The organism is Bradyrhizobium sp. AUGA SZCCT0182 (genome assembly GCF_018130185.1).
GTDB lineage: Bacteria > Pseudomonadota > Alphaproteobacteria > Rhizobiales > Xanthobacteraceae > Bradyrhizobium.
In genome coordinates this window covers 125553-150106 of the sequence record NZ_JAFCLY010000002.1, presented here as the reverse complement: position 1 = coordinate 150106, position 24554 = coordinate 125553, and the positions used below count along the sequence as shown (strand labels likewise).

The following is a 24554-nucleotide window of genomic DNA, read 5'->3' as shown; positions in this document are numbered from 1 at the left end:
CTCAGAAATCCCCCGCGAAGCCGTCAGGCTGCCGCTTGGAGGGATCGACGATCTTCTCGATGAAGTAGAGCATCATCATCGCGCAGGAGACCGGCGCCGAGAAATAGAAGAAGGCCGGGGTGATATCGAGCGCGCCATAGGTGTTGGGCAGGACGTCGATCGAGAGTTTCAGGCTGTAGATGAACAGCACGATGATGAAGGTCAGGTTGGCGAGTTCGATCACCCAGAACATCACCTGCTGGGCGCGTCCCTTGAGCATGCCGATGAACATGTCGACGCCGATATGCAGCTTTTGCCGGTAGAGTACCGCCGCGCCGATGAAGGTGATCCAGATGAACAGGATGTTGGAGACCTGCTCGACCCAGGCAATCGGTGCGTTGATGACATAGCGCCACCACACGGCGGCGAGGGTGATCAGCACGATCGCCGCGACGCAGAGCCCGAGCGCGAACTTGGCGATCTCGGTGATGCCGTCCGATAGCCTGCCGATGAGCGCCTTCATGCGGGATGCTCCGCTGTCAAACAACAATTGCCCGCCCCGGACGCGCTCACGCGCCGCCTCGGCCGTGGACCGAAGCGGTGCGCGTCCGCAGCGGGTCTGAACGCATCAGGCGATCTGGCCGATGCGGTCGGCCCATTTCTTGCCGGCCGGAAACTCGGTGGTCAGGCCCTTCACGGTCGCCGTGAAGGCCGCCTTGTCGACCTCGGAGATCACGATCTTCTTGGCCTTGATCAGTTCCAGGATGCGAACGTCGTCGCCGATCACCTTCGGCCGCATCTCGGCTTCCATGTCGCGCGCGGCCTGGTCGACGGCCTGGCGCAGCTCCGGGCTCAGTTTCTGGTAGGCCTGTTCGCTCATGACGACGCAGTTGTCCTGCATCATGTGCTCGGTCAGCGACAGATGGGTGTTGGCGTCGAAGATGCCGGAATTGTAGGTCAGGCCCATCGGGTTCTCCTGGCCGTCGATCACGCTCGACTTCAGGGCCTGGAAAACTTCGGGGAAGGGAAGCGGGGTAGGCGAGGCGCCGAACAGCTCGAAGGTGCGGCGCCAGAGCGCGGTTTCCGGCACGCGGATTTTGAGCCCCTTCATGTCGGCTGGCACTTTCACCACCCGGTTGCAGGAGAGCATGCGCGGCATGCGCGGGATCGCGCCGAGCGGCCGCAGCTTGGAGGTCTTGGCGATGTCATCCTGATATTCGGCGCGCATCGTGTCCCACACGCGATCCTTGTGGGCGACGTCCTTGAACAAATAGGGATGGGTCCAGACCTCTGCCGGGCGGTACCAGCCGGCGACCACACCCTGGCCCGGCGTTGCGATCTGGATCGCGCCCTGGAGGACGGCCTCGACATGCTCGCGTTCGCCGCCGAGCGCGCCGCCGTGGTGGCCGGTGATTTCGATCTGGCCCTTGCTCAGTTCGGCGACGCGCTTGCTGAAGAAATCGAGGCTGATGCCGATGAAATCGTGCTGCGAGGCTGCGCTGGCGCCGATCCAACTGAGCTTCTGGGCCCTGAGCACGCCCGGCATGCCGATCAGCGCCGCGCCGGTCGCGAGCCCGCCGAGCATGGCGCGGCGGGATAGATAGCTTCGTCCCTTGGTCGTCATGGTTAGTCCTCCTCGGTTGTGGTTCGGCCCGTTGTTCGGGCTCTGGGGCGATGGCGGGGCGCAACGGCGCCCCGTCATGAAGTCGGTCAGGCGACGCGGGTGTTGGGGCGCGCGAAGGCCGCCTCCATCTCGCGCCGGACTTTTACGGCGAGATTGGCGGGGTCGTAGGCGACGTCGCTCCATTTCAGGCGCTGGCCTTCGGCGATGTCGGTCTTGAGCTTGACGTTGTGGGCGAGCCCGAGCGGCAGATAACCTTCATCGAGCGAAGCCGAGGCGGGCGTCTGCTTGCCCCATACGCAGAAGCCGCCTTCGCCGTCGAGCATCTCGCCGGCCTTGAGCGCGCGCTTGGCGGTGGCGACGACATCCGAGTTGAACATGATCGGCGCGCCCGTCGGCTCCTTGCGCAGCGCGGCCGATGCGACCGAGATGCCGAGTTCCAGTCCGATCATGTGGATCGGCCGGTACAGGCAGGAATATTTGCCGGTCTTGTCCGGCAGCATGCTGTACTCGCGGAAGCACTCCTCGCTATAGGCGCTGTCGCTCTCGAAGACGACATAGGTCCCCATGACGAGGCTGTTGGCGACATCGGTGCCGTCGCGATAGACGGAAGACGTGACCTCGGTAACGCCACTGCGCTCCAGAACGCCGCCGTCCGATTTCGGCTTGCATATCTCGGCATGCTCGAAACGTGTCGCCGGCGGGAAGGAGAGGCCGTCGGCCTGCGCATGAAGGCCGGTCGCGTTGCAGACGGCGGTCATCTCGATGCCCGACTTGGTGCCGTCGACGAAGCTGTTGAACATCTTCGGATTGATCGAGTTGCGATCCTTGATCTTCATGTACTTGTCGAGAATGTCCCAGACCGTGTCAGGGGTCGACTGGTGGTAGGTCGGGTGGTAGCGCGTGCCCTTGCCGGCCGACACCACTTTGAAGCCCGCCGCGCGCGCCCAGTCGACATGGTCGGCGATCAGCGCCGGCTGGTCGCCCCAGGCGAGCGAATAGACCACGCCGGCCGCGGCCGCCTTGCGGGCCAGGATCGGGCCGGCGACGGCGTCGGCTTCGACGTTGACCATGATGATGTGCTTGCCGTGCTCGATCGCTTTCAGCGCGAAACGGATGCCGGCGCCGGGATCGCCCGTCGCTTCGATGACGACCTCGACTCCGGGATGGGTGACCAGCTTGTCACCATCGTCGGTGATATGCGTCGCGCCATTCTTGAGCGCGTCCTCGATCGAGGCGGCCGCATACTGCTCCTGCGGCCAGCAGGCGAGCTGCAACTGCGAGCGGGCGCGCGCGGTGTTGAGGTCGGCGACGCCGACGATGTGCATGCCGTCGGTGTTGCGGGCTTGCGAGAGGAACATCGTTCCAAATTTTCCGGCGCCGATGATGGCGACCGTGACCGGCCGTCCGGCCGCCTTCCGTTCCAGGAGCATGCGATGCAGGTTCATGTTGGTGCGCCTTCCGCCTTCGGCCGATCGACGATCGGGCCAGCCTCATCCAGTGAGGAATCGACGGAAACAGCGAGTGCTGTGCCGCGTACCAGGCGGCATACAGCGACCACCAGGGGCTTGCGCCGCCTGCCGGTCTTCGCCCCCCACGATGGCGGGTGACGTCTCTTCCCGATCGCTAGCAGCTTCTTTTGATGAGCTGCATTCCTCATTTATGCGTGCTAGCATGGGCAAATGGGGCAACAAAAGCGAATAAGGATGCCTGAATCGATGAGCCATGTTCGTCAATGATTGGCGAGTTGCCGCCCCTGCAGTGGCTGTTGACCTTCCGCGCCGTGATGGAAACCGGCAGCTTTGTCGGTGCTGCCAGGCTGTTGAACCTGACGCCTTCTGCGATCAGCCATCAGATGCGCGCGCTGGAAGGCACGCTGGGGCGCCCGCTGTTCCTGCGCGTCAAGCGAACCGTCATCCCGACGGAGGAGGCGCTGACCTACAGCGCATCGGTAGGCGAGAGCTTCGCCCGGCTCGTGACCGCAACCAGCCGCGTCGCCTCCGGCGCCGGCGTGCGCCGACTGCCGATCCACGCCTCGCCAAGCTTCGCGACGCTTTGGCTGGTGCCACGGCTCGGTCAGTTCCTGCGCGAGCACCCGGCGATCGACATTGCGCTCTACGCCAGTCACGAGCCGGCGCGGCTCGGCCAGGACGGCATCCTGGTCGATATTCAGTATGCGCGTCCGGTGCCGGAATCCTGCGAGGCGGTGCCGCTCGTCGAGGAGTTGATCGTGCCGCTGGCGAGCGCAGGCTTCGTCGCCGAGCATCGGTTGACGAGCCCTGCCGATATCGCCCGCGTGCCGCTGATCCACTCGCTGCGTTGTGTGGTGCCTTGGGACCAGTGGTCGGCCAGGCACGCGCGGCTGGTGCCGCTCAATCCGCGCGGCCTGCAATTCGACCGGGCCCATCTTGCGCTTGCTGTCGCGGCAGACGGGCTTGGCCTCGCTCTCGAATCGACCTTGCAGGCGGGTGACCATCTGCGCCGAGGCGCATTGATCATGCCTTTCGGGCCGCTCGGCATTCCTGCTGTCGCCCACCGGCTGCTCTATCGCCGCGAGGATCGCGCCAATCCGGAAATCATCGCCTTTGTTGATTGGATCACTGGCATGCTGGCGCAGGAACGCCATTCCGAGTGGCGGTGAACAATGGATTTACATGCAGGATGGATCACGCCGCACCCCGTGTGCCGTTCGGACCCCGGTCGGGACCGGGATCGCGGCCGGCGGCGGCTGAGGTCAGCCGGCCGAGATAGTGCGCCCAACCCTTGTCATGGCTGGCGCGGGTTGTCTCGTTGGGAAGGCCACTGTGCGTCATGCGCAGCAGCGTGCCGCCATCCTGTTCGATCAGATCGATTTCGATCAGGCTTGATCCCGGCGGCACCTCGTCGTTGGTTTCCCAGCCAAAACTGTAGGCGAGGCGGTGCACCGGCACGACCTCGCGGAATGCGCCGCGCGCGGTGGCGCTGCCAACGCCTTTCAGGAGATAGAGCCCGCCCGGGTGCATCTGTGTCGTCGCCTCGGTCCCCATCCATTGCACGATCTTGTCGGGATCGGTGAGGAAGGCGAACACGCTGGCGCGGGGGGCCGCAATGTGGGTCTCGCGCTGGACGACGAACGCTTCAGTCATCGAAAACCTCGTTGCTCGTTGGCATGAAGAAGGTGCAACCGATGCGAACATATGCCCGCGCGCGGATTTACCAAGGGCGGTTGATGACAATGACGCGCCGCTGCCACATGATCGGCCCATGCAACTCAATTCGACGCTGACATGGCTGGTGGATGCGGCGGGCGCTTCACCGGGTGCGGACCGGTTCCTTGCCGAACTCGGCGCACATTTGATCGCTGATAATCTGCCGCTCGCCGGCGGCGCCCTGACGCTCGCGGTTCCGCATCCGATCATTGCCCGTCGTACCTGGCTATGGCGGGCCGACAACGGCGAGGTGATCGAGGCAGTGGGCTTCGCGCCGGCGGGATTCGCAAATGCAGGACAGAAGGATTCCGCCGGTGATGCCGGCCGCCGCTGGCTGGCCGGGCTCGCGGGCGGAATGGTGCATGAAGACGTCGTGGGGCCGGTACCGGATGGACCTGTGCTTGGCTGGATCGCTCCGCACCCGTTCGCGGAATCCGAGATCGGTCGGCTGCGCGAGGTCGCCCGTTTTGCCGCCGCACCACTCGCAGCACTGTCAGCGCGCGCGACGCTGACCGCAGCGCTTGAGGCCTATCTTGGCCGCCGCAGCGCCGCGCGCGTGCTGGCGGGACCGCTACGGCGCGATGTCGGCGAAACCATCCGTGCCGCGTTGCTCTATGCGGATTTGCGCAGCTTCACCGCGCTGTCCGAGACTTCGCCGCCGGCTTCCGTCATCACCGCGCTCGATGCCTGGTTCGATTGCATCGCAGGCGCCGTTCACGCCTTCGGCGGCGAAGTTCTGAAATTTATCGGCGATGGAATGCTCGCGATCTTTCCAGTCACTGGGGAAAATCCCGGCGATGCCTGCAACGCGGCGCTTCGTGCGGTCACATCGGCGCAAGCCGGCATGGCGCATCTTGACGGGATCAGGCGAGAGCAGGGGCTGCCATCTCTCAGCTTTGGCGCCGCGCTGCATCTCGGCGAAATCCTGTGGGGCAATGTCGGCGCGGCGGACCGGCTGGATTTCACCGCGATCGGTCCCGCCGTCAATCTGGTCAGCCGGCTCGAAGGGCTTTGTCGGCCGCTCGGGCGGACGGTTCTGATTTCCGGTGCGGTCGCCGCCGAGACCACCGCAAAATTGATCCCGCTCGGAACGCATCCGCTGCGCGGCATCGCCGCTCCCTGCGACGTCTACACCGTGCCGGACGGTTAGCCTCGGAACCCAGAACTCGATCACAAAGAAGTTAAACCGATCGGTTGACAATCCACTTCGGGCGACTATGTTAAACCACATGGTTGAACAACAAGCCCATCTCGATGCCGTCTTTCATGCCCTCGCGGATCCCACCCGGCGGGCAATGCTTGGCCAGCTGGCGGAACGCGAACTCACGATCGGGGAACTGGCGACCCCGTTCAGCATGAGTTTCGCGGGCGTCTCGAAACACGTGCGCGTGCTCGAGAACGCGGGGCTGGTAACGCGCACGATCCAGGGCCGGACGCATCTGTGCCGCCTGCAGGCGGCGCGGCTTGCAGAAGCCAACGAGTGGCTGCGGCGTTATGAGCGCTTCTGGAATGAAAAACTCGACACGCTGGAATCCCTGTTGCGCGCCGAAGACGAAGCGGCAGCAAAGAAAAGCAAGACGTGAAGGAGTAGAACTATGGATGCGAAGACACCCGATGCCTACGGCACGCTGATCGAACCCACGACGTTGAAAATTCAGCGGCTGTTGCCCGGTCCGATCGAGCGCATCTGGGCCTATCTCACCGACAGCGACCTGCGCCGCAAATGGCTGGCGGCAGGCGCGATGGAGATGAAGGTCGGCGCGCCCGTCGAATTCGTTTGGCGCAACGGCGAGCTCAACGATCCGCCAAGCCCGCGCCCGGCGGATTTTCCCGAAGAGCACCGCATGCAAAGCCGGATCACCGAATGCGATCCGATGCGCAAGCTTTCCATCGCCTGGAACAACAGCGGCGACGTGACGTTTGAACTGGAGCCAAAAGGGCAGGGCGTGCTGCTCACGGTGATCCATCGCCGTCTGCCAGATCGCTCGACCCTGCTTAAGGTCGGCGCCGGCTGGCATATGCATCTCGATGTCCTGGTCGCCCGCGCATCCGGCAAGGAGCCGGCGCCGTTCTGGGAAGGCTGGAGCAGGCTGCGCGACGAATACGACCGGCGGCTTCCAGCCTGACGCCGCAGCACGACGCGTAACGCAACAAGCATCGCAACCACCAGGAGGCTAGCTATGACTCTAGCAATGAAGACTCATGTCGTTTCGGCCCAGGACTGGGAAGCCGCACGCCAGCAGATGCTCGTGAAGGAAAAGGCCAATACCCGCGCCCGTGACGCGCTGGCGGCCGAGCGCCGGCGGATGCCGTGGATGGCGGTAGACAAGAAGTATTCGTTCGAAGGACCTGGCGGCAGCGCGAGCCTGGTCGACCTGTTCGACGGTCGCCGTCAGCTGATCGTGTACCGCGCCTTCTTCGAGCCCGGCGTGCACGGCTGGCCCGAACAGGCCTGCCGCGGCTGCTCCATGGTGGCCGACCAGGTCGCCCACCTCGCTCATTTGAACGCCCGCGACACCACGCTCGCGTTTGTCTCGCGCGCGCCGCAGGCGGACATCGCGCGGCTGAAGAAGCGGATGGAATGGAAGATGCCCTGGTACACCGTCACCGACAGCTTCGACAAAGACTTCGGCGTCGACGAATGGCACGGCACCAATGTGTTCATCCGCGACGGCAACAAGATTTTCCGGACCTACTTCATCAACAACCGCGGCGACGAGCAGATGGGCGGCACCTGGAACTACCTCGACATCACGCCGCTTGGCCGGCAGGAGGTCTGGGAGGATTCTCCGGAAGGCACTCCGCAGACGCCGACCTACAAATGGTGGAACTGGCACGACAGCTATGTCCCCGACGCCGCGCCGGACAAGAAATGGGTCGAGGTGTCGGATGCCGGCGAGGCCGCCATGCGCAAGCAAAGCGGCTAATCCGGCGACGTCAGCCGCCGCTCGCGCAGTGCTGCGCGAGCGGGAGCAGCCAGGTAGCAGTAACGCAGGAGAAGGACATGAGTGAGACGCATGCCGTCGCACGCAGCACCGGTGCGATTCCTCGCAACAACGGCAATGCGGCCGCGACCGGCGCCGCCGAATTTCTATACCTCGCGGCCGCGCCGACCTTCGCGATCATGGCGTTGCTCACGTCCGTTCTTGGCGGCGGAGCGGTGGAGGCGTTGTGTTCGCCGGCGTCACCGCTGAGCGGAATGGTTCCGATGTATTTGCTGATGAGCGCCTTTCATCTGGCGCCATGGCTCAAGCTGATTTCTCACCGGTGAAATGGTGTTGACCGGTGCTGATCCTGCTTTCGAAATCCAGATTACCTCGCATCACCCCCACGAAAAGGAACAACATGAGCAAAGCTTTTACCGGCGGCTGCGCCTGCGCCGCGATCCGTTTTGAAATTTCCAGCGAACCTGTCTTCATGAACCACTGCCAGTGCCAGGACTGTCAGCGCAGGAGCGGCACCGGGCACGGCTCCTATCTCACCTTCGCGGGCAGGAACAGCGTGAAACTCGAAGGCAAAGCGGCGCATTGCGACGTCGTCGGCGACAGCGGCAATGTGAAGACGCACAGTTTTTGCCCGGCCTGCGGGTCGCCGGTGTATCTGACTTTTGCTGCCATGCCGGATCTCTTCACCGTGCACGCGGCAAGCCTCGACGATCCCGGCCGCTTCAAGCCGCAGGCCGTCACCTACGGAATACGTGGCCACGCCTGGGACGATCTCGATCCGGCATTGCCGAAATTCGACAAGATGCCACCTGCTGCCAGTTCCTGAACCGGCCATATGCTCTAAAATATTATCCTGATCATGTCGCCTTTGGCGCTTCTCAAACGTCTTGAACCGAGAAGCGCCAAAACGGAGATTTGTAATGGACCATTCTCGCTATCGTTGGGTGATCGTCGTGGCCGGCGGCACGCTGGGCTGCGTCGCGGCCGGGGCGATGTTTTCCCTGCCGGTGCTGCTGCAATCGATCACGCGGGATACTGGCTGGTCGGTCGCAGGCGTATCGAGCGCGATGACGATCGGTTTCCTGGCCATGGCGTGCTGCAGCATGCTCTGGGGCAGCCTGTCCGACCGCTTCGGACCGCTGCCGGTGGTGCTGACGGGATCATTGGTGCTGGCCGGAAGCCTCTTGCTCGCCAGCGTGGTGACTTCGCTGCTCGCGTTCCAGTTCATCTTCGGCGTTCTGGTCGGCGGCGCCATTGCCGCGATCTTTGCGCCGATGATGGCCTGCGTCACCGGCTGGTTCGATACAAATCGCAGTCTCGCGGTCTCATTGGTGTCGGCCGGCATGGGAATAGCGCCCATGACCATGGCGCCGCTGGTGGCCTGGCTGGTCTCGGTCCACGACTGGCGAACGACGCTGCAGATCGTGGCTGGTATCGTTGCCGTGATCATGATTCCGGTATCGCTGTTGGTGCGGCGCCCGCCGGCGCTCGCGGCGGCCAACGCCCCAGCTTTGGCAAACGGCGAGCAGCAAACCGAGATGTCGGTAGGCGAGGCGGTGCGTTCGCCGCAGTTCGCGATCCTGCTGCTGACGAATTTCTTCTGCTGCGCCACCCATTCGGGTCCGATCATCCACACCGTCAGCTATGCCGTCAGCTGTGGCATCCCGCTGATCGCGGCGGTTTCGATCTACAGCCTCGAGGGGCTCACAGGGCTCGGCGGCCGTGTCGCGTTCGGCATCCTCGGCGACAAATTAGGCGCCAAGCGCGTTCTGGTCACGGGATTGCTGGTGCAGGCCTTCGGCGCGCTGGCCTATGTGTTCGTCCGCGACCTTGCCGGCTTCTATGCTGTCGCGGCGGTGTTCGGATTCATCTATGCCGGCACGATGCCACTCTATGCTGCAATCGCGCGCGAGAATTTTCCGCTGAAGATGATGGGCACCGTGATCGGCGGCACCGCGATGGCCGGCAGCCTCGGCATGGCCATGGGCCCGGTGGCCGGCGGTCTGATCTACGATACCCTTGGCAGCTACACGTGGCTCTATGTCGGCTCCTGGGCCATGGGACTTGGCGCGTTCCTGATCGCGATGACCTTCAAGCCGTTCCCCAAGGCGAACGCCAACGCGCAAGCGGCGCAGGTGCCGGCTTCGGCATAATCGGATAAGCAAACCCGGGGCGCTGTTGGCGCGCCCGGGCCTGGCTAGGCGAAAGCGAGTGCGGCGGCGTAGGGAAAGCGAAGATCACCGGAAGCGAAGCCCGGTGGTGAAACCACGATTTGCCGCGACCCGTTGCGGAATTGGCTGACATCGTGGCCGGATATTCCCTGGAATTGGACCTGCAGAACCCGTGGTTCTGCCCATTCGCCTTTTGCGCCGAACTTGATATCGCCCATCACGGTGTGAAACGTCGCGGCGCGGGTGTATGCCGCAAGGCTTGAATCGTCGAAGCCACCGGTCGCTTCGACCGCCTGCGTCACCACCTGCATCTGGGCATAGGCGAGCGGTGCCATGTAATGTCCGAGGAGATCGACGCCAGCTTCGCCAGCGCGCGCCTGGTAGGTGTTCAGCATTTCCTGAACGCCGGGAAGCATCCGCTTCGGGATCGGCACCCAATATTCGTAGTTCACGAAGCCGTTGAGCAATGGTCCGAGCGTGGTTTTCACCGCCGTGTTCTGCGGACCGATCATGGCGCCGCCGACCATTTTGGGGCGAAAGCGATGTCCGTGGATGGTTCGCACGAGGCCGATCGAGTCGGCGAGGTAGGAGCAGAGAAACAGCAGATCGCAATCGGTTGCGGCGACCGCGTCGATCACAGGTGTGAAATCGTCAGTGGTCAGCGGATAGGTGGCCTCGTGGACGATCCGGAAACCGTACTTTTCGGAATTCGCCTTCGCACCGAGGACAGGATTGCGCGAGAACTCGGCGTCCGCAGAAACCAGCGCCACCGTGGCAGGCTTGGGCTTCTGCTCTGCGGCGAGCGCAAAGAACCCTTCGGTGAGGGCGGCGTTCGGATCAGGGCCGGTCGGAATCATCGCGAAGTAGTTCGGATAGAGCAGCGCGTGGTTGACGCCGAGACCCATCAACCCGACGAAAAAGCGCTGCCGCTCCATGATGGCAGGCATCGCTGGCAATATGGTGTTGGTGCCGTAGCCGCCGATGACGAGATCGACGCGATCATCGTCCAACAGACGTCGGTAGATGCCGGGGACGCGCGAAGCGTCCGCGCCATCGTCGTAGCAGATCAGTTCGACGGGACGGTCGAGCAGCCCACCCCGTCGGTTGATGTTCTCGCGCCATATCTCGTGAGCGAGCCGGGCCGATTTGCTGTTGTCGGCGACCGGACTGGTCAATGACAGGGCGTAGCCGATACGGATTGGCGCTGGCGTGATGGGCATGACGTCGCTCTTCAGACGCCGGCCCCGGCGCGCCCGGCGAGAAGTTGCAGTTCCCAGGCCAGCGCGACAGCGCTGGCGCCGCCATGTTCGAGAACGACGGCCGCGACGCCGGCCGCGGTCTTCTCGCGCGCCCAGTCGCGCTGCCATTCGCCCAGCACCGCAAGCCAGGTGATCGGCACCGCGCCGGCGGCGACCATGCGGCGCACCGCCATGTCGTGGGCTTCCAGCGAGACGCCGCCTGATGCATCGGTGACGATGAAGACGTCATACCCTTCGGCAAGCGCCTGGATCGCCGGCATCGCAAGGCAGATCTCGGTGTAGAGCGCGGCCAGCACCAGCTGCTTGCGCCCGCTCTTCTTGACGATGTCGGTAACCTGCGGGTCTTCCCAGGTGTTGATGAAGGTGCGGTCGATCGGTTTCTGCTCGGGGAACACATCCTGCAGACCCTTGATGATATAGCCGCCGCGCTCTTCGATCACTGTGGTCAGGATCGTCGGCACGTCGAACACTTTCGCCGTCTTGGCGAGACCGATGACGTTGTTGATGATCATCGTCGGCTCGTGGCTGTTCAGATTGGTGAACTGGTACGGCTGATGGTCGATCAACACCAGGATGCTGTCTTCCGGGCGAAGCAGGGCGTCGAGGCCGGTCTTGGCAGGCATGAATACTCCTTGGAATGTGTAGGCGCTCAGGCGCCGGTGGGGTCGAGAAAGACGTGGAGGGATTGGATACGGCCGTCTTCGATCCGGGCGACATCGGTTCCGGTCACGACGGCGGGACCATCCGGAGGACCGGACCGCCAGCGCAGCCGTCCCATGCCGTGATGACCGACAGCGGGACCAACCGAAGTGAAGACGAAATTGGGCGGCAGGTTCGCCAGCAATGCTTCCACCGCCTGACTGATGGCGGCATGGCCGGTCGCCGCGGCATCCGGTGGTTCATACAATGTCGCGTTGTCGGCATAGAGTTCGGTGACGGCTTTGAGCCGGCGCGAGGCGTCGCGCTCGCCGAACACCCGCGCGAGGTTCGCCTGCATCAGGCTGTCATAGTCGATGGATTGAGCGGTCATCTGCTGCGTTCCGGGGGTGAGAAATTCCGGAAGGCGGGTGTCGTCACGCACTCAAGGCAGCTCGCCCGCCTGTCCGGTCGGGCGACTATTTATTCTGCCGTGTGGGAAAGGCACTGTTCGATTCTGCTGCCGGCAGTTCAAAACTGCTATGGGCTCAGTTTTTTCGGTCGTATCGCCACGCCGCCGGTGTCGCGCCGGTGAGTTTCCGGAAGGTGCGCCCGAAATGTACCGCGTCGGCAAAACCGGTGGCTTCAGCCACGTCGTCGAGCGAAGCGCTGGTATCGATTAGCAGCGCCTGCGCGCGCCGGATGCGGGCGTCGAGCTGCCAGCGGTAGGGCGCCATCCCGGTCGAAGCCTTGAACGCCCGGCTGAACTGCGACTGCGACAGGCCCGCCAGCTCTGCCAGACGCGCAAGTTCAACACGCCCCGGCAAATGCGCGTTAAGATATTCGATGACGCGCTGAAGCTGGTGGGGTGCCAACCCCTTGGCATCCGCGCCCGGTGCAGGTGGATCGGCGAACAGCCGCGCCGCGATCGCCGCGACCAACCCATCGCCATAGAGTTGCGCCGACGGATCGGGATCGTTCACCGCGTCGGACAGCAGCCTGACCAGGGTCCATATTCGATCATCAGCAAAGCGCAACCGCGGCGCAGTACTCGCATCGGCGTTGAAGCCGGTGGCCAGCCGCTCACCCAATACCGCAAGGTCGAAGCTCAGGGTGGCGTCTTTCACAATGCGCGCGTCGGCGCTGCCCCACATTTCCATGCCGGCGGGCGCGAAGTGCATGTGCCGGGGCATATAGGCGATCGGGCAGGGCTGGTCCTCGCGCAGGCGTGGTTCGCAGCGGCCTCCGACCTCTTCCAGCACCACGCTGAGGCGGGTTTCGGTCTGGTGGCGGAGCGGATGAACCACGTGGCCGGCGCAGTGATATTCGCTGATTTCGACGCTCACGCCGTTCCACGCGCGCTGCGCGACCGCCAGGCTCAGCACGTTCTCCGGCAACGAGGTCAGGCGGTCGGCACGGGTAAGCAGGTCGATATCCTCCGAAATGCGGCCGATATCATATCACAACCCCCTCCGCCGCGGCAGCATTCATCCCGCCCGTATCTATGGATGGGCCCGGGCACGTATTAGCGCGCCCGGGCCCGTTGTCACCTTGATCAACTTGCGGTGTCAGGGATCAGCCGGCAAATGCCTTTTCCAGATCGGCAATAACGATCTTTCGCATCTTCATCATGGCCTGCATGGCGCGATCGGCCTTGTTGCGATCGGGATCGCCGAGGTATCGGCCCAGCGCCGTGGGCACAACCTGCCAGGACAGGCCGAATTTGTCCTTCAGCCATCCGCATTGCGATTCCTCGCCGCCATCGGCGGTCAGTCTGCTCCAGAAATAGTCCACCTCTTCCTGGGTCTCGACGCTGATGAAGAAGGAGACCGCCTCGTTGAACCTGTATTTGGGGCCGCCATTGAGGGCGTTGAACTTCTGCCCCTCGAGTTCGAAACTCGCCATGAAATCATTGACGACCTCGACCTTGGCGTTGGGAAACACCGATTTGTAGAACGCGACGGCCGCGGGGACGTTGTTGTCAAACCAGAGGAACGGCGTGATGGAAGTCATGACGGATGTCCTTGTTGGTCGGGGTGATGGGCAGGCTCGGTGCTTGGAGAGAGAGGGTGGTCCGGGCAGGCAGGCAGATCAGCGAGGATTATTGGGCCGTCGTCGGCGTGGGCTCATCGGGTGGACGAACGAGGGCACAGGATTCCGACACGGTCTGTTTCTTTTTTCGCAACGCCCAATCCACCCCTCCGGGGGCAGGGCTGGTCTGGTAGGCTTCCTCGGTTCGTCTGAAACCGGATTGCTCATGTCCATTGATCTTGAACGCCTTCGCGCTGAGACGCCCGGTGTTGTCAGCCGTGTCCACCTCAACAATGCCGGCGCCGGCCTGATGCCCTTGCCGGTGCTGCAGGTGATGACAGACTACCTCAGGCGAGAGGCCGAGATCGGGGGGTACGAGGCGGCCGCCGAGGCTGCACCACGCCTTGACGGCGTCTACGACAGTGTTGCCGGTCTGATCGGCGCCGCCAGGGATGAGATCGCGCTGACCGAAAATGCCACTGTGGCGTGGCAAATGGCCTTTTACGCCCTGCCACTGCGCGCGGGCGATCGTATCCTGACCGCGCGGGCCGAATACGCGGCAAACTACGTTGCGTTTCTGCAGGTCGCCAAGCGCACGGGGGCGGTGATCGAGATCATCCCCGATGACGCAAATGGCGTGCTGGACGCGGAAGCGCTGGAGCGGATGCTCGACGAGCGCGTGCGTCTGATCGCGATCACCTGGGTGCCGACGAATGGCGGCCTGGTGAATCCTGCGGCTGACGTCGGCCGCATCGCACGGGCGCACGGGATTCCCTATCTGCTCGACGCGTGTCAGGCCGTCGGACAGATGCCAGTCGACGTAGCGGCGCTTGGCTGCGACATGCTTTCGGCGACTGGACGCAAGTTCTTGCGCGGTCCGCGCGGGACGGGATTCCTGTATGTGCGTCGCGAACTGCTGGGCAAGCTCGAGCCACCGATGATCGATCATTTTGGAGCGCCGTGGGTGGCGCCCGATCGCTACCAGCTTCGGCCTGACGCCCGTCGCTTCGAGACCTGGGAGAACAACTACGCCGCAAGATTAGGGCTCGGTGTCGCGGTGGACTATGCGCAAGCGATCGGAATCGAGCCGATTGCCGCGCGTTGCCGGACGTTGGCCGGCCTGCTGCGCACCGGGCTTGGCCAGATTCCGGATGTAACGGTCCATGACCTCGGACCGCATCCGGCGGCGATCGTGACATTCTCCGTCCCTGGCTTTGGGGCCGATGCGGTGAAGACGCATCTGGCCGGCGCGGGGATCAATGTCAGCACGTCGGACCCTGCGAGCACGCTGCTCGACGCGAAGCGGCGCGCATTACCTTCGATCGTGCGCGCCTCGCCTCACTATTATAATACGGAGGACGAAATCGATCGTCTGACGACGGCTGTTCGGAAGCTCAGGGATCGCCAGTGATCAGTTTGCGCATCCCGCCGCGTCAAGAAGGAGCGGATTGCTTGGTCGCTTTCGGTCGGCCGCTTGCGTTCGGACCGCCATGGCGCGAAACTCTGCGCCAAGACTGATATCCCCCGCACTCCAACGAAAGCAAAAACCTGATGGCACGCGTGCGCTGTATTACCGAAATGGGCATGGGCGTTGATGTTCATGGCCGCGACGCCACCAAGGCCGCGAAGCGCGCGGTCTCGGACGCGATCCGCCATTCCAGCCTCGGCTTCTTCCGGATGCTGGGCAAGACCGCTAACGATATGTACGTCGATGTCACCATCGCCGTGCCGAACCCCGAGGCGGTGGATACCGCGGCGGTCGCCAAGGAATTGCCATATGGCACCAAGACCGTGAAGGCGATCGCGGGCGGGCTCGAGATCCCGTCCGATCTGGGCAACGATCCTATCCTGATCGCCAACGCTGCCGTGATCGTGAGCTTTGACGACGGTAAAACCGGCTAGACACCCAACAAGCCGTCGTCCAAGCTGCCGATAAGAACAACACCGGGGAAACAAGGGAGCGTCACCGCCATGAAGCACTCTGTCAAATCCTTGCTCGTGTCCGCGGCGCTCTGCGCCCTCCCGCTCTGGCCCGCACATGCCGAGTTGGACGTTCCCGCGCTCAAGGCCGCAATCGAAAAATCGTTCGAGGCGGACTATCCAAAACTCGATGCGCTCTACAAGGACCTCCATGCCCATCCTGAGCTCGCCTTTCAGGAGGTAAAGACCGCGGCAAAACTCGCCGCCGAGATGCGCGCGCTTGGTTTTGAGGTCGCCGAGAAGGTCGGCAGGACCGGGCTGGTTGCGATCTACAAGAACGGTGACGGCCCCACCATTCTGGTGCGCACCGAGCTCGATGCGCTGCCGATGGAGGAGAAGACCGGCCTCGACTATGCGAGTCGCGAAAAGACCACCTGGAACGGCCGGGAGACGTTCGTCGCGCATAGCTGCGGCCACGACATCCACATGGCGAACTGGGTCGGAACGGCCAAGACACTGGTAGGCCTGAAGGACCAGTGGAAGGGCACGCTGATGTTCATCGCGCAGCCGGCCGAGGAAATCGTGCAAGGCGCGAAGGCCATGCTGGATGACGGCCTGTTCACGCGATTTCAGAAGCCCGATTTCGCCTTTGCCCTGCATGCCGGCGGCGTTCCCTACGGCAATGTCAACTATCGCGTCGGTGTCGGCTCATCCACTGTCGACGGCCTCTATATCAAGTTCCGTGGCCGCGGCGGTCACGGTGCGATGCCGCAGCTGACGATCGATCCCGTGATGATGGCGGCGCGCTTCATCGTCGATGTGCAGAGCGTGATCAGCCGCGAAAAGGATCCGACCGAATTCGCAATTGTCACCATTGGGTCGATCCATAGCGGCACGGTCGGGAATATCATCCCGGATGAGGCAACGCTGCTGGGGACGATTCGTACCTTCAAGCCCGCGGTGCGCAACAAGTTAGTGGCGGGTATCGAACGGGTGGCGAAGGCCGCCGCTGCGATGTCGGATGCGCCGCCACCGGAGATCAATATCGCGGAGGGCACCAAGGCCGTGATCAACGATCCTGGCGTGGTCGCGACCGCCGAGAAAGTGCTCAAGGCGGCGTTCGGCGAAAAATTGAGGCAGACGCCGGCGAACACGACAAGCGAGGATTTTTCCGAGTTCGCCGGAGCCGGGGTGCCGTCGATGATGTTCAATATCGGCGTCTACGAGCCTGAACGATGGATGGCGGCAAACAAGGCCGGTACGCCGCTGGCGGGCAATCATTCACCGCTGTTCGCGCCGGTGCCGAAGCCGACTATCCAGACCGGCATCACGGCGTTGACGCTCGCCGTGCTCAGCGCGTTCGATCAGCATGCAAGGGGCAAATAAACAATAATGGTTGAAGACAGCAGCACCTACTGGAAGAAAGCCCGCGTCGAATTGCGTGCCGCCGGCTTCGAACCGGACCGCGCCGCGAAGACCAGCGCCGTCGTGACGATTGCGAGCGCCTATACCAACGCGCATCGCTGCAACAATCGCGTGCGTACCATTACGGATTTGCTCGTCGAACTTCTCGCCGAACGAGGCGGCCAGGGGCTGATCGTGGGGGCGCCTGCGGTGTCGGACGCGCTGACGCAGGGCACGCCGACGGCGGGCTACAGCCTGGCATCGCGTGACGTCGTCGCCGATTGCTTCGAGATCGGCCACTACGCGCACCATGGCGACGCCATGATCGTGATCTCCGGCTGCGACAAAACAGGAGCTGCCGCCCTGATGCCGCTCGCGCGGACCAATGCCTTCGGTCTCGTGCTCTATCCTGGCACCAGTTCGCCGGGCCGGGTGTCGTTCGGGGCGTGGGCCGCCAAGGGCAACAATCTGACGGTGATGGATTACGCCGAGGCGCGCGCGGCCAACGATTCCGGTCGCATCTCGTCGGAAGAGTTCCTTGAAATTGAACGCAACGTGATGCCCGGCAGCGGGACCTGCGGTGCGATGTTCACCGCCAACACGATGAGCACGATAGCGGAAGCGATCGGCATGATGCTGCCGCGCGGCGCCTCGCATCCCGCCGACTACCATGCCGGCAGCGATATCCATGCCGACGTCCGCGCGCAGGCCCGTGCTTCGGTCGACGCGCTGTACCGGCTGATCGAGGCCGGCATCCGGCCGCGCGACATCATGACCGAGCGTGCCTTCGAGAACGCGATCACGACCGTCTACGCGATGGGCGGTTCGACCAACATGTATCTCCACCTGCTCGCGGTCGCGCGCGAGGCGCAGGTGCCGGTTGGGATCGAACGCATCCAGCAGGTCGGCGAGCGGGTGCCGCTGCTGGCCAATCTGCAGCCGCACGGACCGTTCGCGATGGGAAGCCTGCATGCGATCGGCGGCGTGCCTGTCGTGATGAAGGAACTGCTGCGCAACGGCCTGCTGCATGGCGACGTCATGACCGTGACCGGCAAGACGCTGGCGGAAAACCTCGCTGATGTGCCGACACTGGAGCAGATCGGCCCGCAGGAAATTGTTTCCCCGGTGTCCAATCCGGTCGCGCCACCGAACAACCATATCAGTGTCCTGAAGGGTAATCTCGCGCCCGAAAGCTGCCTGCTCAAGCTGTCGGGCAAGACGCTCGACAACGGACAATTTCGCGGCACGGCCCGCGTGTTCGAGTCCGAGGCTGCCACGATGGCTGCGATCCGCGCCGGCGAGATCGTGGCCGGCAATGTGATCGTGGTGCGCAATGTCGGTCCGGTCGGCGGGCCGGGCATGCCCGAAATGGTAATGCTGACGATCCAGTTGCAGGGGCAGGGCCTCGGTGAGGATGTCGCGCTCATCACCGACGGGCGCTTCTCCGGCGTCTCGCACGGCATCCTGATCGGCCATGTCTCGCCGGAAGCGGCGCGTGGCGGGCCGATCGCGGCGGTGCGCGACGGCGATATCATCGTGATCGATCCCGGCGCTCGCACCGTCACCCTCGACGTGTCGCCCGAGGAGATCGCCCGGCGCATGGCCGACTGGCGCGCGCCTGACGCGGCACGGGTGCGGCGCGGCTCGGTGCACGACAAATATATCCGGCTGGTGTCGTCGGCGCATTATGGCTGCGTGCTTTGAGCGGACTTGCGCCAGCAAAACCATGACCCATCCGCTCGATCAGCCCATCTGGAGCGCTCTAACGACCCGGCAGCAGGCGCTGGCGGAGGGCGGTGCCGTGGCGCGGCGCTTTCCGCTCACGATCGCGCCATTCGCTGACATGGTGGACATGTCACCCGAAAGCTTTGCAGCCCTTGGCGCGTTGATGTCCGGAACCGAGATCGCTGTGCTGTTTACGTCAGAAGCGGTCAGCGTGCCGGATGACTTCAAAACCCTGCTTGCCGAGACCGGAGAGCAGATGGTCGGCACACCAGCGCAAAGTTCGCTTCCCGGCGTGGACATCGTCACGCTCGGCGCCGCCGATGTGCCCGAGATGATCGCGCTGGTCGAGCTGACAAAACCCGGTCCCTTCAGTACGCGAACCCATGAACTGGGAACGTTTCTCGGCATCCGGGTCGATGGCCAGCTCGTCGCGATGACCGGCGAGCGCATGAAGCCCGGCAATTACACCGAGATGACCGCCGTCTGCGTACATCCCTCGTATCGCGGCCGCGGCTACGCGCAGGCGTTGCTCGGTGCAGTGGCCAGTCAGATTGTGGCGCGGGGAGAAATTCCGTTTCTGCATGTGTTTACCAGCAATGAATCCGCCATCGCGCTGTATCGGCGGCAGGGAATGGAAATCCGCCGCCGCCTGCATGTGACGGTGCTGCAGAAAAAGGCGTGACGGTTCAATCAGGCGATCGTGAGCCCTTGTTTGATCTCTTCCAACGTTTGGAAGAAATGCGTCGGCCCGGCGGCCTGCAGCGCGGCGGGCAGGGCGTAGCCCCACGCCACCGCGCCTGAATCCATCCCGGCGGTCTTGGCGGCTTCGATATCGCGGAGTTCGTCGCCAATGCAGAGGACTTCGGAAGCACTTGTTCCAAGCTGCCGCGCAACGCGCTTGAATTTGTGATGCTTGCCGAAGAGCGAGGCGCCGCAGTCGAAGCGCTCGATCAGCGCCGCGGAAGGACCGAGGACCTGGCGTACCGATGCTTCGCTGTCGGAGCTGACGATCGCGGTGTGGATGCCGAGGCTCTGCAGGTCGGCCAGCAGTTGCGAGGCGCCGTTGAACAGCGATATCTGGTTTGCGGCCGCAAGCTTGCGCCTCCGTATGTCGCGCGAGATGGCTGGAAGCTTCCACATCGGCATGTTGAGGCGGGCGATGATTTCGCGGCCCGAGCGTCCGCGCAATCCCTCCAGTTCCTCGGCGCTGACGGGCGCGAGGTCGAACTTCGTGATCAGGTCGTGAAAAACGGTTCGAAACCAGGGAAGCGAGTCGGCGAGCGTGCCGTCGAAATCGAAAATGGCGAGGCGATAGCGGGGCATGCGGGATCGACTAGCACATCACCTGTCGCCGCCGAAATAGTCCGGCTTGCCGGTGGTCCAGGTCTCACCCCAGAGCTGACCGCCGCCGTCGACCGTCAGCGTTTCGCCGGTGACGAATTTGCCGGATGGGGCGGCGAGGTAGACGCTGGCTTCCGCGATGTCCCAGGGCGACCCCGCGCGCATCATCGGGTTCGAGCGCGGATAGGCGGCGCGGGCTTCCGGCGTGTAGACGTTCCAGCCCTCGGTTTCGATCGCGCCGGGCGCCACGCAATTGACGCGGATGTTCAGCGGCGCCCATTCGACGGCGACGGCGCGCGACAGCCCGATCACGCCGGCTCGCGCCGCGACCGAATGCGCGATGCCGTAGAGCCCGTGTGTCGTCACCACCACGATATTGACGATGCTGCCGGGATGCTTGCGGTCACGCCAGCGTTGCGCGGCGGCCTGCATCATGTACCAGGTGCCGTTTAGGTTGGTGTTGATGACCGTGTTCCAGCCCTTCACGGAAAAGTCGATCGCGGCTTGCGGAAACTGCCCGCCGGCGCTGTTGACGAGAATATCGAGCCTTCCATGGGCGTCCCAGACGGCGTCGAACAGGGCGTCGACTGCGTCGGGCTCCCTGATGTCGGCGGTGTGGGCCGATGCTTTCAGGCCGCGTCCGGCCATTTCGGCCACCAGCGCATCGAGCTTGCCCTGATCGCGCCCGACCACGGCGACATGCGCGCCGAGCCGCGCAAACAGCCAGGCGATCGCTCGCCCGATGCCGCCGGCGCCGCCCGACACCAGCACGACCTGACTTTTGAGAGCATCCGCCGCGAACACAGTCGGATGAACCGCGAGCTCCGCGTCTGTCATGCCCAGCTTCGGCGGCGACGGATGATCAGTCATTGGTGGCGCCAACCCTTGTTAAGCGCGGCAAGGTTCGTACATTACCCGCCTGACAACAACCAAGCAAAGAACGAGTGTCAATGTCCGACCTTTCCGGCTTTCCCATCACAAAACGCTGGCCCGCCAAACATCCCGAAAAACTTCAGCTTTATTCGCTCCCGACGCCGAATGGCGTCAAGATCTCGATCATGCTGGAAGAGATCGGGATGCCTTACGAAGTGCATCTGGTCGACTTCAACAAGGACGACCAGAAGACGCCGGAATTCCTGTCGCTGAATCCGAACGGCAAGATACCCGCGATTCTCGATCCCGATGGACCCGGCGGCAAGCCGCTTGGTCTGTTCGAGTCCGGCGCGATCCTGCAATACCTCGCCGAGAAGACCGGCAAGCTGCTGCCGGCGGACGCCGCGCGCCGCTGGCAGACCATTCAATGGGTGCACTTCCAGATGGGCGGGATCGGACCGATGTTCGGCCAGGTCGGCTTCTTCCATAAATTCGTTGGCAAGGAATTTGCCGATAAGCGGCCGCTCGAGCGCTATGTCGCCGAGTCCAAGCGCCTGCTCGGGGTGCTGGAGATGCACCTCAATGACCGGCAGTGGGTGATGGACGATGAATATACCATTGCCGATATTTCGATGCTCGGCTGGGTGCGCAACCTGATCGGTTTCTATGGTGCGCGTGAACTCGTCGCGTTCGATAGTTTTAGACACGTGCCGGCATGGCTGGAGCGCGGCCTCGCGCGGCCTGCCATGGAGCGCGGCCTGAATATTCCGAAGCGGCCTTAGGAGAAGCGCTTGAGCAGTTCGTAGACGGTCGGATTGTCGGCGCAGGCGCCGAAACCGCATTCAAGGAGGGTCGAAACCACATTGAGACCTGTCAGCCCGATCACGAGCCAGACGGCGGCCTGCGCAAACAGGCCGCCGGTCGGCGGCAATGCAGCGCCATCATCTTCGAACTGACGGTCGAACAGCAGCGCCGCCGCGAGCAGAACGATGGCAGCGATGAAGCCGATCAGGGCCCAGGTGTAATAGTGATAGCCGAGCAAGGCCGAACCATAGCCCGGATCTCCCGGCATGATGTGCAGCAGCACCTGCCGCGTCGAGGCGACCGCGCCGGCAACCGCTGCCAATAGCGACAGCGCATAATGGCTGGGGCGGGGCCCAAAGCGGATGTTCAGGATCGGGCCGATCGCCAGCATTGCGAACAGGATGCGTTGCAGCAGGCACAGCGGGCAGGGCAGTTCGTGCAGCAGGAGCTGCGCCGCGAACGCCGCCGCCAACACCAGCGCGACGGCGTAGAGGCTGAGCGCATTCAGGGTGATGGCGCGGGTCTGGGTCATGCGCGGCTCAGAACGACAGTTTCAACGTATCGGTTGCGTGATGCAGATAGGTTGCGACGCAGGCGATCATGGCGGCGGCGTAAAGGCCGAGCGCAAGGGCCCGAGAACCGCGCCAGGCAACCAGCATCACGATGCTTGCTGCCAGAAACAAAAGGGTGAATTCCATGCGGGGCCTCACCTGCGGGTGACACGTCAGTCTATGATGGATTCGCTGATCTGCATTGTATAAAAACCTGCGGACGCTCCGCCAGCATGGCGCCAAATCTGGAATGCATTGAAATGCCCATCACCATCTACGGCATCAAGAACTGCGACACCATGAAGAAGGCCCGGGCCTGGCTCGACAGCCAAGGCGCCGCCTACGACTTCCACGACTACAAGACCGCGGGAATCGCCAAGGACAAGCTCAAGCAATGGTCCGATGAACTCGGCTGGGAAACCCTGCTCAACCGCGCCGGCACGACCTTCCGCAAACTGCCGGATAGCGACAAAGAAGGGCTGAACGAGCGCAAGGCGCTGGCGCTGATGCTGGCGCAGCCGTCGATGATCAAGCGGCCCGTGCTCGATCTCGGCGGCAAATTGCTGGTTGGCTTCAAGCCGGATATATACGCCAAGGAAGTGGTGTCGAAGGGCAAGCGCAAGGCTTAGTCGAGTTAGAGGCCTAGTCGAGCTAGAGGCCTAGCCCAGTTCGATGACGTCGTCGGACAGCTGCCGGCTCGCGGTGCTCGGCACGAAATCACGATCGATGATGGCCCGGACCAGGATCACAGGAACGGCTTTGGGCCGGAGGCCCATCAGGTTGTTGATCTTGAAGCCGCCCTCGATGCTGATGCTCTTGTAGGAGCCCACGATCTGTTCGACCGCATCGCCCCGGCCGAACGGCATCAGCAGCCGCTCGTAGGACACGTCCTTGTTGTCGGCGTCCTGCACCGTTGAAATCGAATAGGCCGGCCGCCTGTGCTTCAGGCAAGCGCGATACAGGGCAATCACGCGGGCATACCGTTCAGGCCCGAGCGCGTCGTCAAGATAGCGATTGATGCGCTGAGCCGGGCTGAGATGGTCGCTGCCGTAAGTGGCGCTTAATCTGGCGCCTGCCTGGGTAATCAGGAAGCGCGCGCCGTCGCCTTCGCCTTCGACGTCAAATCCCATCATGTCGGGCAGTTCGTCGCCGACGCGGTTCGGATTGAAATCATCGACGAGGGGAAGAGGCCCGTGCCTGGTTGCGGCGCGCAGCCACGCATTCAGGAGCTCGCGCTGCTTGATCGACCTCACGACCGAAGGATCGGCACTTGCGAATTCCATTGCCCTAGCCGAATTCGAGCACGTCGCCGGACGGAATGCGGCCGGGCGCGCGATGGAAAAGATCGCGGTCGATGATGGTGCGAAGCTTGGGCACCGGCAGCTTGTCGCTTCCGCGCATCAGATTCCTGATCTCGAAACCGCCATCCTCGCTGATGGTCTTTAGCGATGCGATGATGCGGGTGACGTTGCCGTCGTCGGAGAACGGCAGCAACAGCCGCTCATAGGCAACGATTCGCCCGTAGATGTCATCGATATTGGCGATGGTGTACGCGGGCAGGCGGCGGGCGATGCATTCGTAATAGACCGGCATCACGATCGGTGCGAGCCTTGCGCCAAGATACTCGTCCAGATAGCGGCCCTTGCCGGTATTGCCATACGCGCTCGACATCCGCGTGCCGTCGCTCTGGATCACCAGGCGCGGCGGCTGAGCGCCGGTATCGACATCCAGAAAAACAAGGTCGGGAAGTTCATCCTCGATCCGCGCCGGTTGAAATTCGTTCATGCGCGGCACGGCCTGATCTCGGGCAAAAAGCCGCAGCCAGGTGTTCAGCAAATCGCGCTGCTTGATCGATTTGACGATTGATGGGTCGGCGCTTGCAAAATCCACGGCCGCGATCCCTGCCTGACTAAATCGCGAGATGATCTGCCCCGGGCGGTAATATTCTATGAAACGGCCCGATTGCAGCAAAACACCGTTAACGGCGGCTTTCCGGTGCACGGGTACGGCGGAAAAACGCTCCGGCCCCCTGCCATTCGCGCAGGCCGTGCAATTCGACTAAGGGCGGATTTGGAACCGGCACTAATGCTTTGGCCTAGCCAAGCT

The 24554-nt window shown here is 63.4% G+C and carries 30 protein-coding genes; 15 read left to right on the top strand and 15 right to left on the bottom strand.

Translation table 11 applies throughout. The features are described from left to right. Nucleotide 1: 1 nt before the first annotated feature. The 3 genes from JQ611_RS03035 to JQ611_RS03025 all read right to left on the bottom strand — a co-directional run bounded on the left by JQ611_RS03035 (nucleotide 2) and on the right by JQ611_RS03025 (nucleotide 3048). The gene (locus tag JQ611_RS03035; protein ID WP_212264869.1) at nucleotides 2-502 is read right to left on the bottom strand and encodes a TRAP transporter small permease; all 501 of its coding nucleotides are present in this window, start codon (nucleotides 500-502) and stop codon (nucleotides 2-4) included. Between the two features lie 105 nt (nucleotides 503-607). Next, nucleotides 608-1603, bottom strand: coding sequence for a TRAP transporter substrate-binding protein (locus JQ611_RS03030; protein WP_212464467.1), 996 nt, complete (start codon nucleotides 1601-1603; stop codon nucleotides 608-610). Between the two features lie 86 nt (nucleotides 1604-1689). Then, nucleotides 1690-3048 (bottom strand): NAD(P)H-dependent oxidoreductase, encoded by a 1359-nt coding sequence (locus JQ611_RS03025; RefSeq protein ID WP_212464466.1) that lies wholly within the window; start codon nucleotides 3046-3048, stop codon nucleotides 1690-1692. 287 nt (nucleotides 3049-3335) lie between these two features. Between JQ611_RS03025 and JQ611_RS03020 the strand changes: the two genes are divergently transcribed. Beyond that, complete coding sequence (locus JQ611_RS03020) at nucleotides 3336-4241, top strand: LysR substrate-binding domain-containing protein (RefSeq protein ID WP_212464465.1); 906 nt, start codon at nucleotides 3336-3338, stop codon at nucleotides 4239-4241. 25 nt (nucleotides 4242-4266) lie between these two features. On the opposite strand, the gene JQ611_RS03015 is transcribed toward JQ611_RS03020, so the two are convergent. Beyond that, nucleotides 4267-4725 carry an SRPBCC family protein gene (locus tag JQ611_RS03015; protein WP_212464464.1) on the bottom strand — a complete coding sequence of 153 codons (459 nt, stop codon included), beginning with the start codon at nucleotides 4723-4725 and terminating at the stop codon, nucleotides 4267-4269. Nucleotides 4726-4843: 118 nt separating this feature from the next. Here JQ611_RS03015 and JQ611_RS03010 point away from each other — a divergent pair, with 118 nt between their 5' ends. The 7 genes from JQ611_RS03010 (at nucleotide 4844) to JQ611_RS02980 (ending at nucleotide 9886) form a co-directional block, all read left to right on the top strand. Then, nucleotides 4844-5938, top strand: coding sequence for an adenylate/guanylate cyclase domain-containing protein (locus JQ611_RS03010; RefSeq protein ID WP_212464463.1), 1095 nt, complete (start codon nucleotides 4844-4846; stop codon nucleotides 5936-5938). A 67-nt stretch (nucleotides 5939-6005) separates the two neighbouring features. Further along, on the top strand, nucleotides 6006-6371 hold the full coding sequence (locus JQ611_RS03005; protein WP_312011856.1) for a metalloregulator ArsR/SmtB family transcription factor: 366 nt from the start codon (nucleotides 6006-6008) through the stop codon (nucleotides 6369-6371). Nucleotides 6372-6383: 12 nt separating this feature from the next. Next, nucleotides 6384-6914, top strand: a complete 531-nt coding sequence (locus tag JQ611_RS03000; protein ID WP_212464461.1) for an SRPBCC family protein — start codon at nucleotides 6384-6386, stop codon at nucleotides 6912-6914. A gap of 54 nt (nucleotides 6915-6968) precedes the next feature. Next, entirely contained in the window at nucleotides 6969-7715 is a 747-nt protein-coding gene (locus JQ611_RS02995; RefSeq protein ID WP_212464460.1) for a DUF899 domain-containing protein, read from the top strand. A 77-nt stretch (nucleotides 7716-7792) separates the two neighbouring features. Beyond that, nucleotides 7793-8059 carry a hypothetical protein gene (locus JQ611_RS02990; protein WP_212207927.1) on the top strand — a complete coding sequence of 89 codons (267 nt, stop codon included), beginning with the start codon at nucleotides 7793-7795 and terminating at the stop codon, nucleotides 8057-8059. A 74-nt stretch (nucleotides 8060-8133) separates the two neighbouring features. Further along, nucleotides 8134-8559: a GFA family protein gene (locus tag JQ611_RS02985; RefSeq protein WP_212464642.1), complete on the top strand. Its 426-nt coding sequence runs from the start codon at nucleotides 8134-8136 to the stop codon at nucleotides 8557-8559. Nucleotides 8560-8653: 94 nt separating this feature from the next. Next, complete coding sequence (locus tag JQ611_RS02980) at nucleotides 8654-9886, top strand: MFS transporter (RefSeq protein ID WP_212464459.1); 1233 nt, start codon at nucleotides 8654-8656, stop codon at nucleotides 9884-9886. A 44-nt stretch (nucleotides 9887-9930) separates the two neighbouring features. Here the strand turns inward: JQ611_RS02980 and JQ611_RS02975 are convergent, their stop codons facing one another. The 5 genes from JQ611_RS02975 to JQ611_RS02955 form a co-directional block, all read right to left on the bottom strand. Then, the gene (locus JQ611_RS02975; protein WP_249132877.1) at nucleotides 9931-11124 is read right to left on the bottom strand and encodes an amino acid ABC transporter substrate-binding protein; all 1194 of its coding nucleotides are present in this window, start codon (nucleotides 11122-11124) and stop codon (nucleotides 9931-9933) included. 11 nt (nucleotides 11125-11135) lie between these two features. After that, the gene (locus JQ611_RS02970; protein ID WP_212464458.1) at nucleotides 11136-11786 is read right to left on the bottom strand and encodes a hydrolase; all 651 of its coding nucleotides are present in this window, start codon (nucleotides 11784-11786) and stop codon (nucleotides 11136-11138) included. Between the two features lie 26 nt (nucleotides 11787-11812). Beyond that, entirely contained in the window at nucleotides 11813-12193 is a 381-nt protein-coding gene (locus JQ611_RS02965; protein ID WP_212464457.1) for a nuclear transport factor 2 family protein, read from the bottom strand. A 154-nt stretch (nucleotides 12194-12347) separates the two neighbouring features. Continuing rightward, nucleotides 12348-13196, bottom strand: coding sequence for a helix-turn-helix domain-containing protein (locus JQ611_RS02960; RefSeq protein ID WP_249132876.1), 849 nt, complete (start codon nucleotides 13194-13196; stop codon nucleotides 12348-12350). 178 nt (nucleotides 13197-13374) lie between these two features. Then, nucleotides 13375-13812: a VOC family protein gene (locus tag JQ611_RS02955; protein ID WP_212388671.1), complete on the bottom strand. Its 438-nt coding sequence runs from the start codon at nucleotides 13810-13812 to the stop codon at nucleotides 13375-13377. Nucleotides 13813-14056: 244 nt separating this feature from the next. Between JQ611_RS02955 and JQ611_RS02950 the strand changes: the two genes are divergently transcribed. From JQ611_RS02950 to JQ611_RS02930, 5 genes are all read left to right on the top strand, one after another. Beyond that, a complete protein-coding gene (locus tag JQ611_RS02950; RefSeq protein WP_212464456.1) occupies nucleotides 14057-15241 on the top strand; it encodes an aminotransferase class V-fold PLP-dependent enzyme in 1185 nt (394 codons plus the stop codon). A gap of 140 nt (nucleotides 15242-15381) precedes the next feature. Further along, entirely contained in the window at nucleotides 15382-15732 is a 351-nt protein-coding gene (locus JQ611_RS02945; protein ID WP_192739734.1) for a Lin0512 family protein, read from the top strand. Between the two features lie 69 nt (nucleotides 15733-15801). Continuing rightward, the gene (locus JQ611_RS02940; protein ID WP_212464455.1) at nucleotides 15802-17136 is read left to right on the top strand and encodes an amidohydrolase; all 1335 of its coding nucleotides are present in this window, start codon (nucleotides 15802-15804) and stop codon (nucleotides 17134-17136) included. Nucleotides 17137-17142: 6 nt separating this feature from the next. Further along, the gene (locus tag JQ611_RS02935) at nucleotides 17143-18858 is read left to right on the top strand and encodes a dihydroxy-acid dehydratase (RefSeq protein ID WP_212264852.1); all 1716 of its coding nucleotides are present in this window, start codon (nucleotides 17143-17145) and stop codon (nucleotides 18856-18858) included. Between the two features lie 22 nt (nucleotides 18859-18880). Next, on the top strand, nucleotides 18881-19561 hold the full coding sequence (locus tag JQ611_RS02930; RefSeq protein ID WP_212388665.1) for a GNAT family N-acetyltransferase: 681 nt from the start codon (nucleotides 18881-18883) through the stop codon (nucleotides 19559-19561). Between the two features lie 8 nt (nucleotides 19562-19569). Here JQ611_RS02930 and JQ611_RS02925 read toward each other — a convergent pair whose 3' ends face one another. Both JQ611_RS02925 and JQ611_RS02920 read right to left on the bottom strand, forming a co-directional pair. After that, nucleotides 19570-20202: an HAD hydrolase-like protein gene (locus tag JQ611_RS02925; protein ID WP_212264851.1), complete on the bottom strand. Its 633-nt coding sequence runs from the start codon at nucleotides 20200-20202 to the stop codon at nucleotides 19570-19572. An 18-nt stretch (nucleotides 20203-20220) separates the two neighbouring features. Beyond that, nucleotides 20221-21090: an SDR family oxidoreductase gene (locus JQ611_RS02920; RefSeq protein WP_212264850.1), complete on the bottom strand. Its 870-nt coding sequence runs from the start codon at nucleotides 21088-21090 to the stop codon at nucleotides 20221-20223. A gap of 80 nt (nucleotides 21091-21170) precedes the next feature. On the opposite strand from JQ611_RS02920, the gene JQ611_RS02915 reads away from it, so the two are divergent. Beyond that, nucleotides 21171-21875, top strand: coding sequence for a glutathione S-transferase family protein (locus tag JQ611_RS02915; protein ID WP_212464454.1), 705 nt, complete (start codon nucleotides 21171-21173; stop codon nucleotides 21873-21875). On the opposite strand, the gene JQ611_RS02910 is transcribed toward JQ611_RS02915, so the two are convergent. After that, nucleotides 21872-22429, bottom strand: a complete 558-nt coding sequence (locus tag JQ611_RS02910) for a disulfide bond formation protein B (RefSeq protein ID WP_212388659.1) — start codon at nucleotides 22427-22429, stop codon at nucleotides 21872-21874. The two genes, JQ611_RS02915 and JQ611_RS02910, sit on opposite strands and share 4 nt — an antisense overlap. 7 nt (nucleotides 22430-22436) lie before the next feature. Then, nucleotides 22437-22595 carry a DUF5993 family protein gene (locus JQ611_RS02905; protein WP_212207941.1) on the bottom strand — a complete coding sequence of 53 codons (159 nt, stop codon included), beginning with the start codon at nucleotides 22593-22595 and terminating at the stop codon, nucleotides 22437-22439. A 113-nt stretch (nucleotides 22596-22708) separates the two neighbouring features. Between JQ611_RS02905 and JQ611_RS02900 the strand changes: the two genes are divergently transcribed. Then, complete coding sequence (locus JQ611_RS02900; RefSeq protein WP_212388657.1) at nucleotides 22709-23077, top strand: ArsC family reductase; 369 nt, start codon at nucleotides 22709-22711, stop codon at nucleotides 23075-23077. A 30-nt stretch (nucleotides 23078-23107) separates the two neighbouring features. Here JQ611_RS02900 and JQ611_RS02895 read toward each other — a convergent pair whose 3' ends face one another. Together JQ611_RS02895 and JQ611_RS02890 are read right to left on the bottom strand one after the other, a co-directional pair. Beyond that, the gene (locus tag JQ611_RS02895; protein ID WP_212464453.1) at nucleotides 23108-23731 is read right to left on the bottom strand and encodes a hypothetical protein; all 624 of its coding nucleotides are present in this window, start codon (nucleotides 23729-23731) and stop codon (nucleotides 23108-23110) included. A gap of 4 nt (nucleotides 23732-23735) precedes the next feature. Next, nucleotides 23736-24338: a PAS domain-containing protein gene (locus tag JQ611_RS02890; RefSeq protein WP_212388652.1), complete on the bottom strand. Its 603-nt coding sequence runs from the start codon at nucleotides 24336-24338 to the stop codon at nucleotides 23736-23738. Nucleotides 24339-24554: the final 216 nt, after the last annotated feature.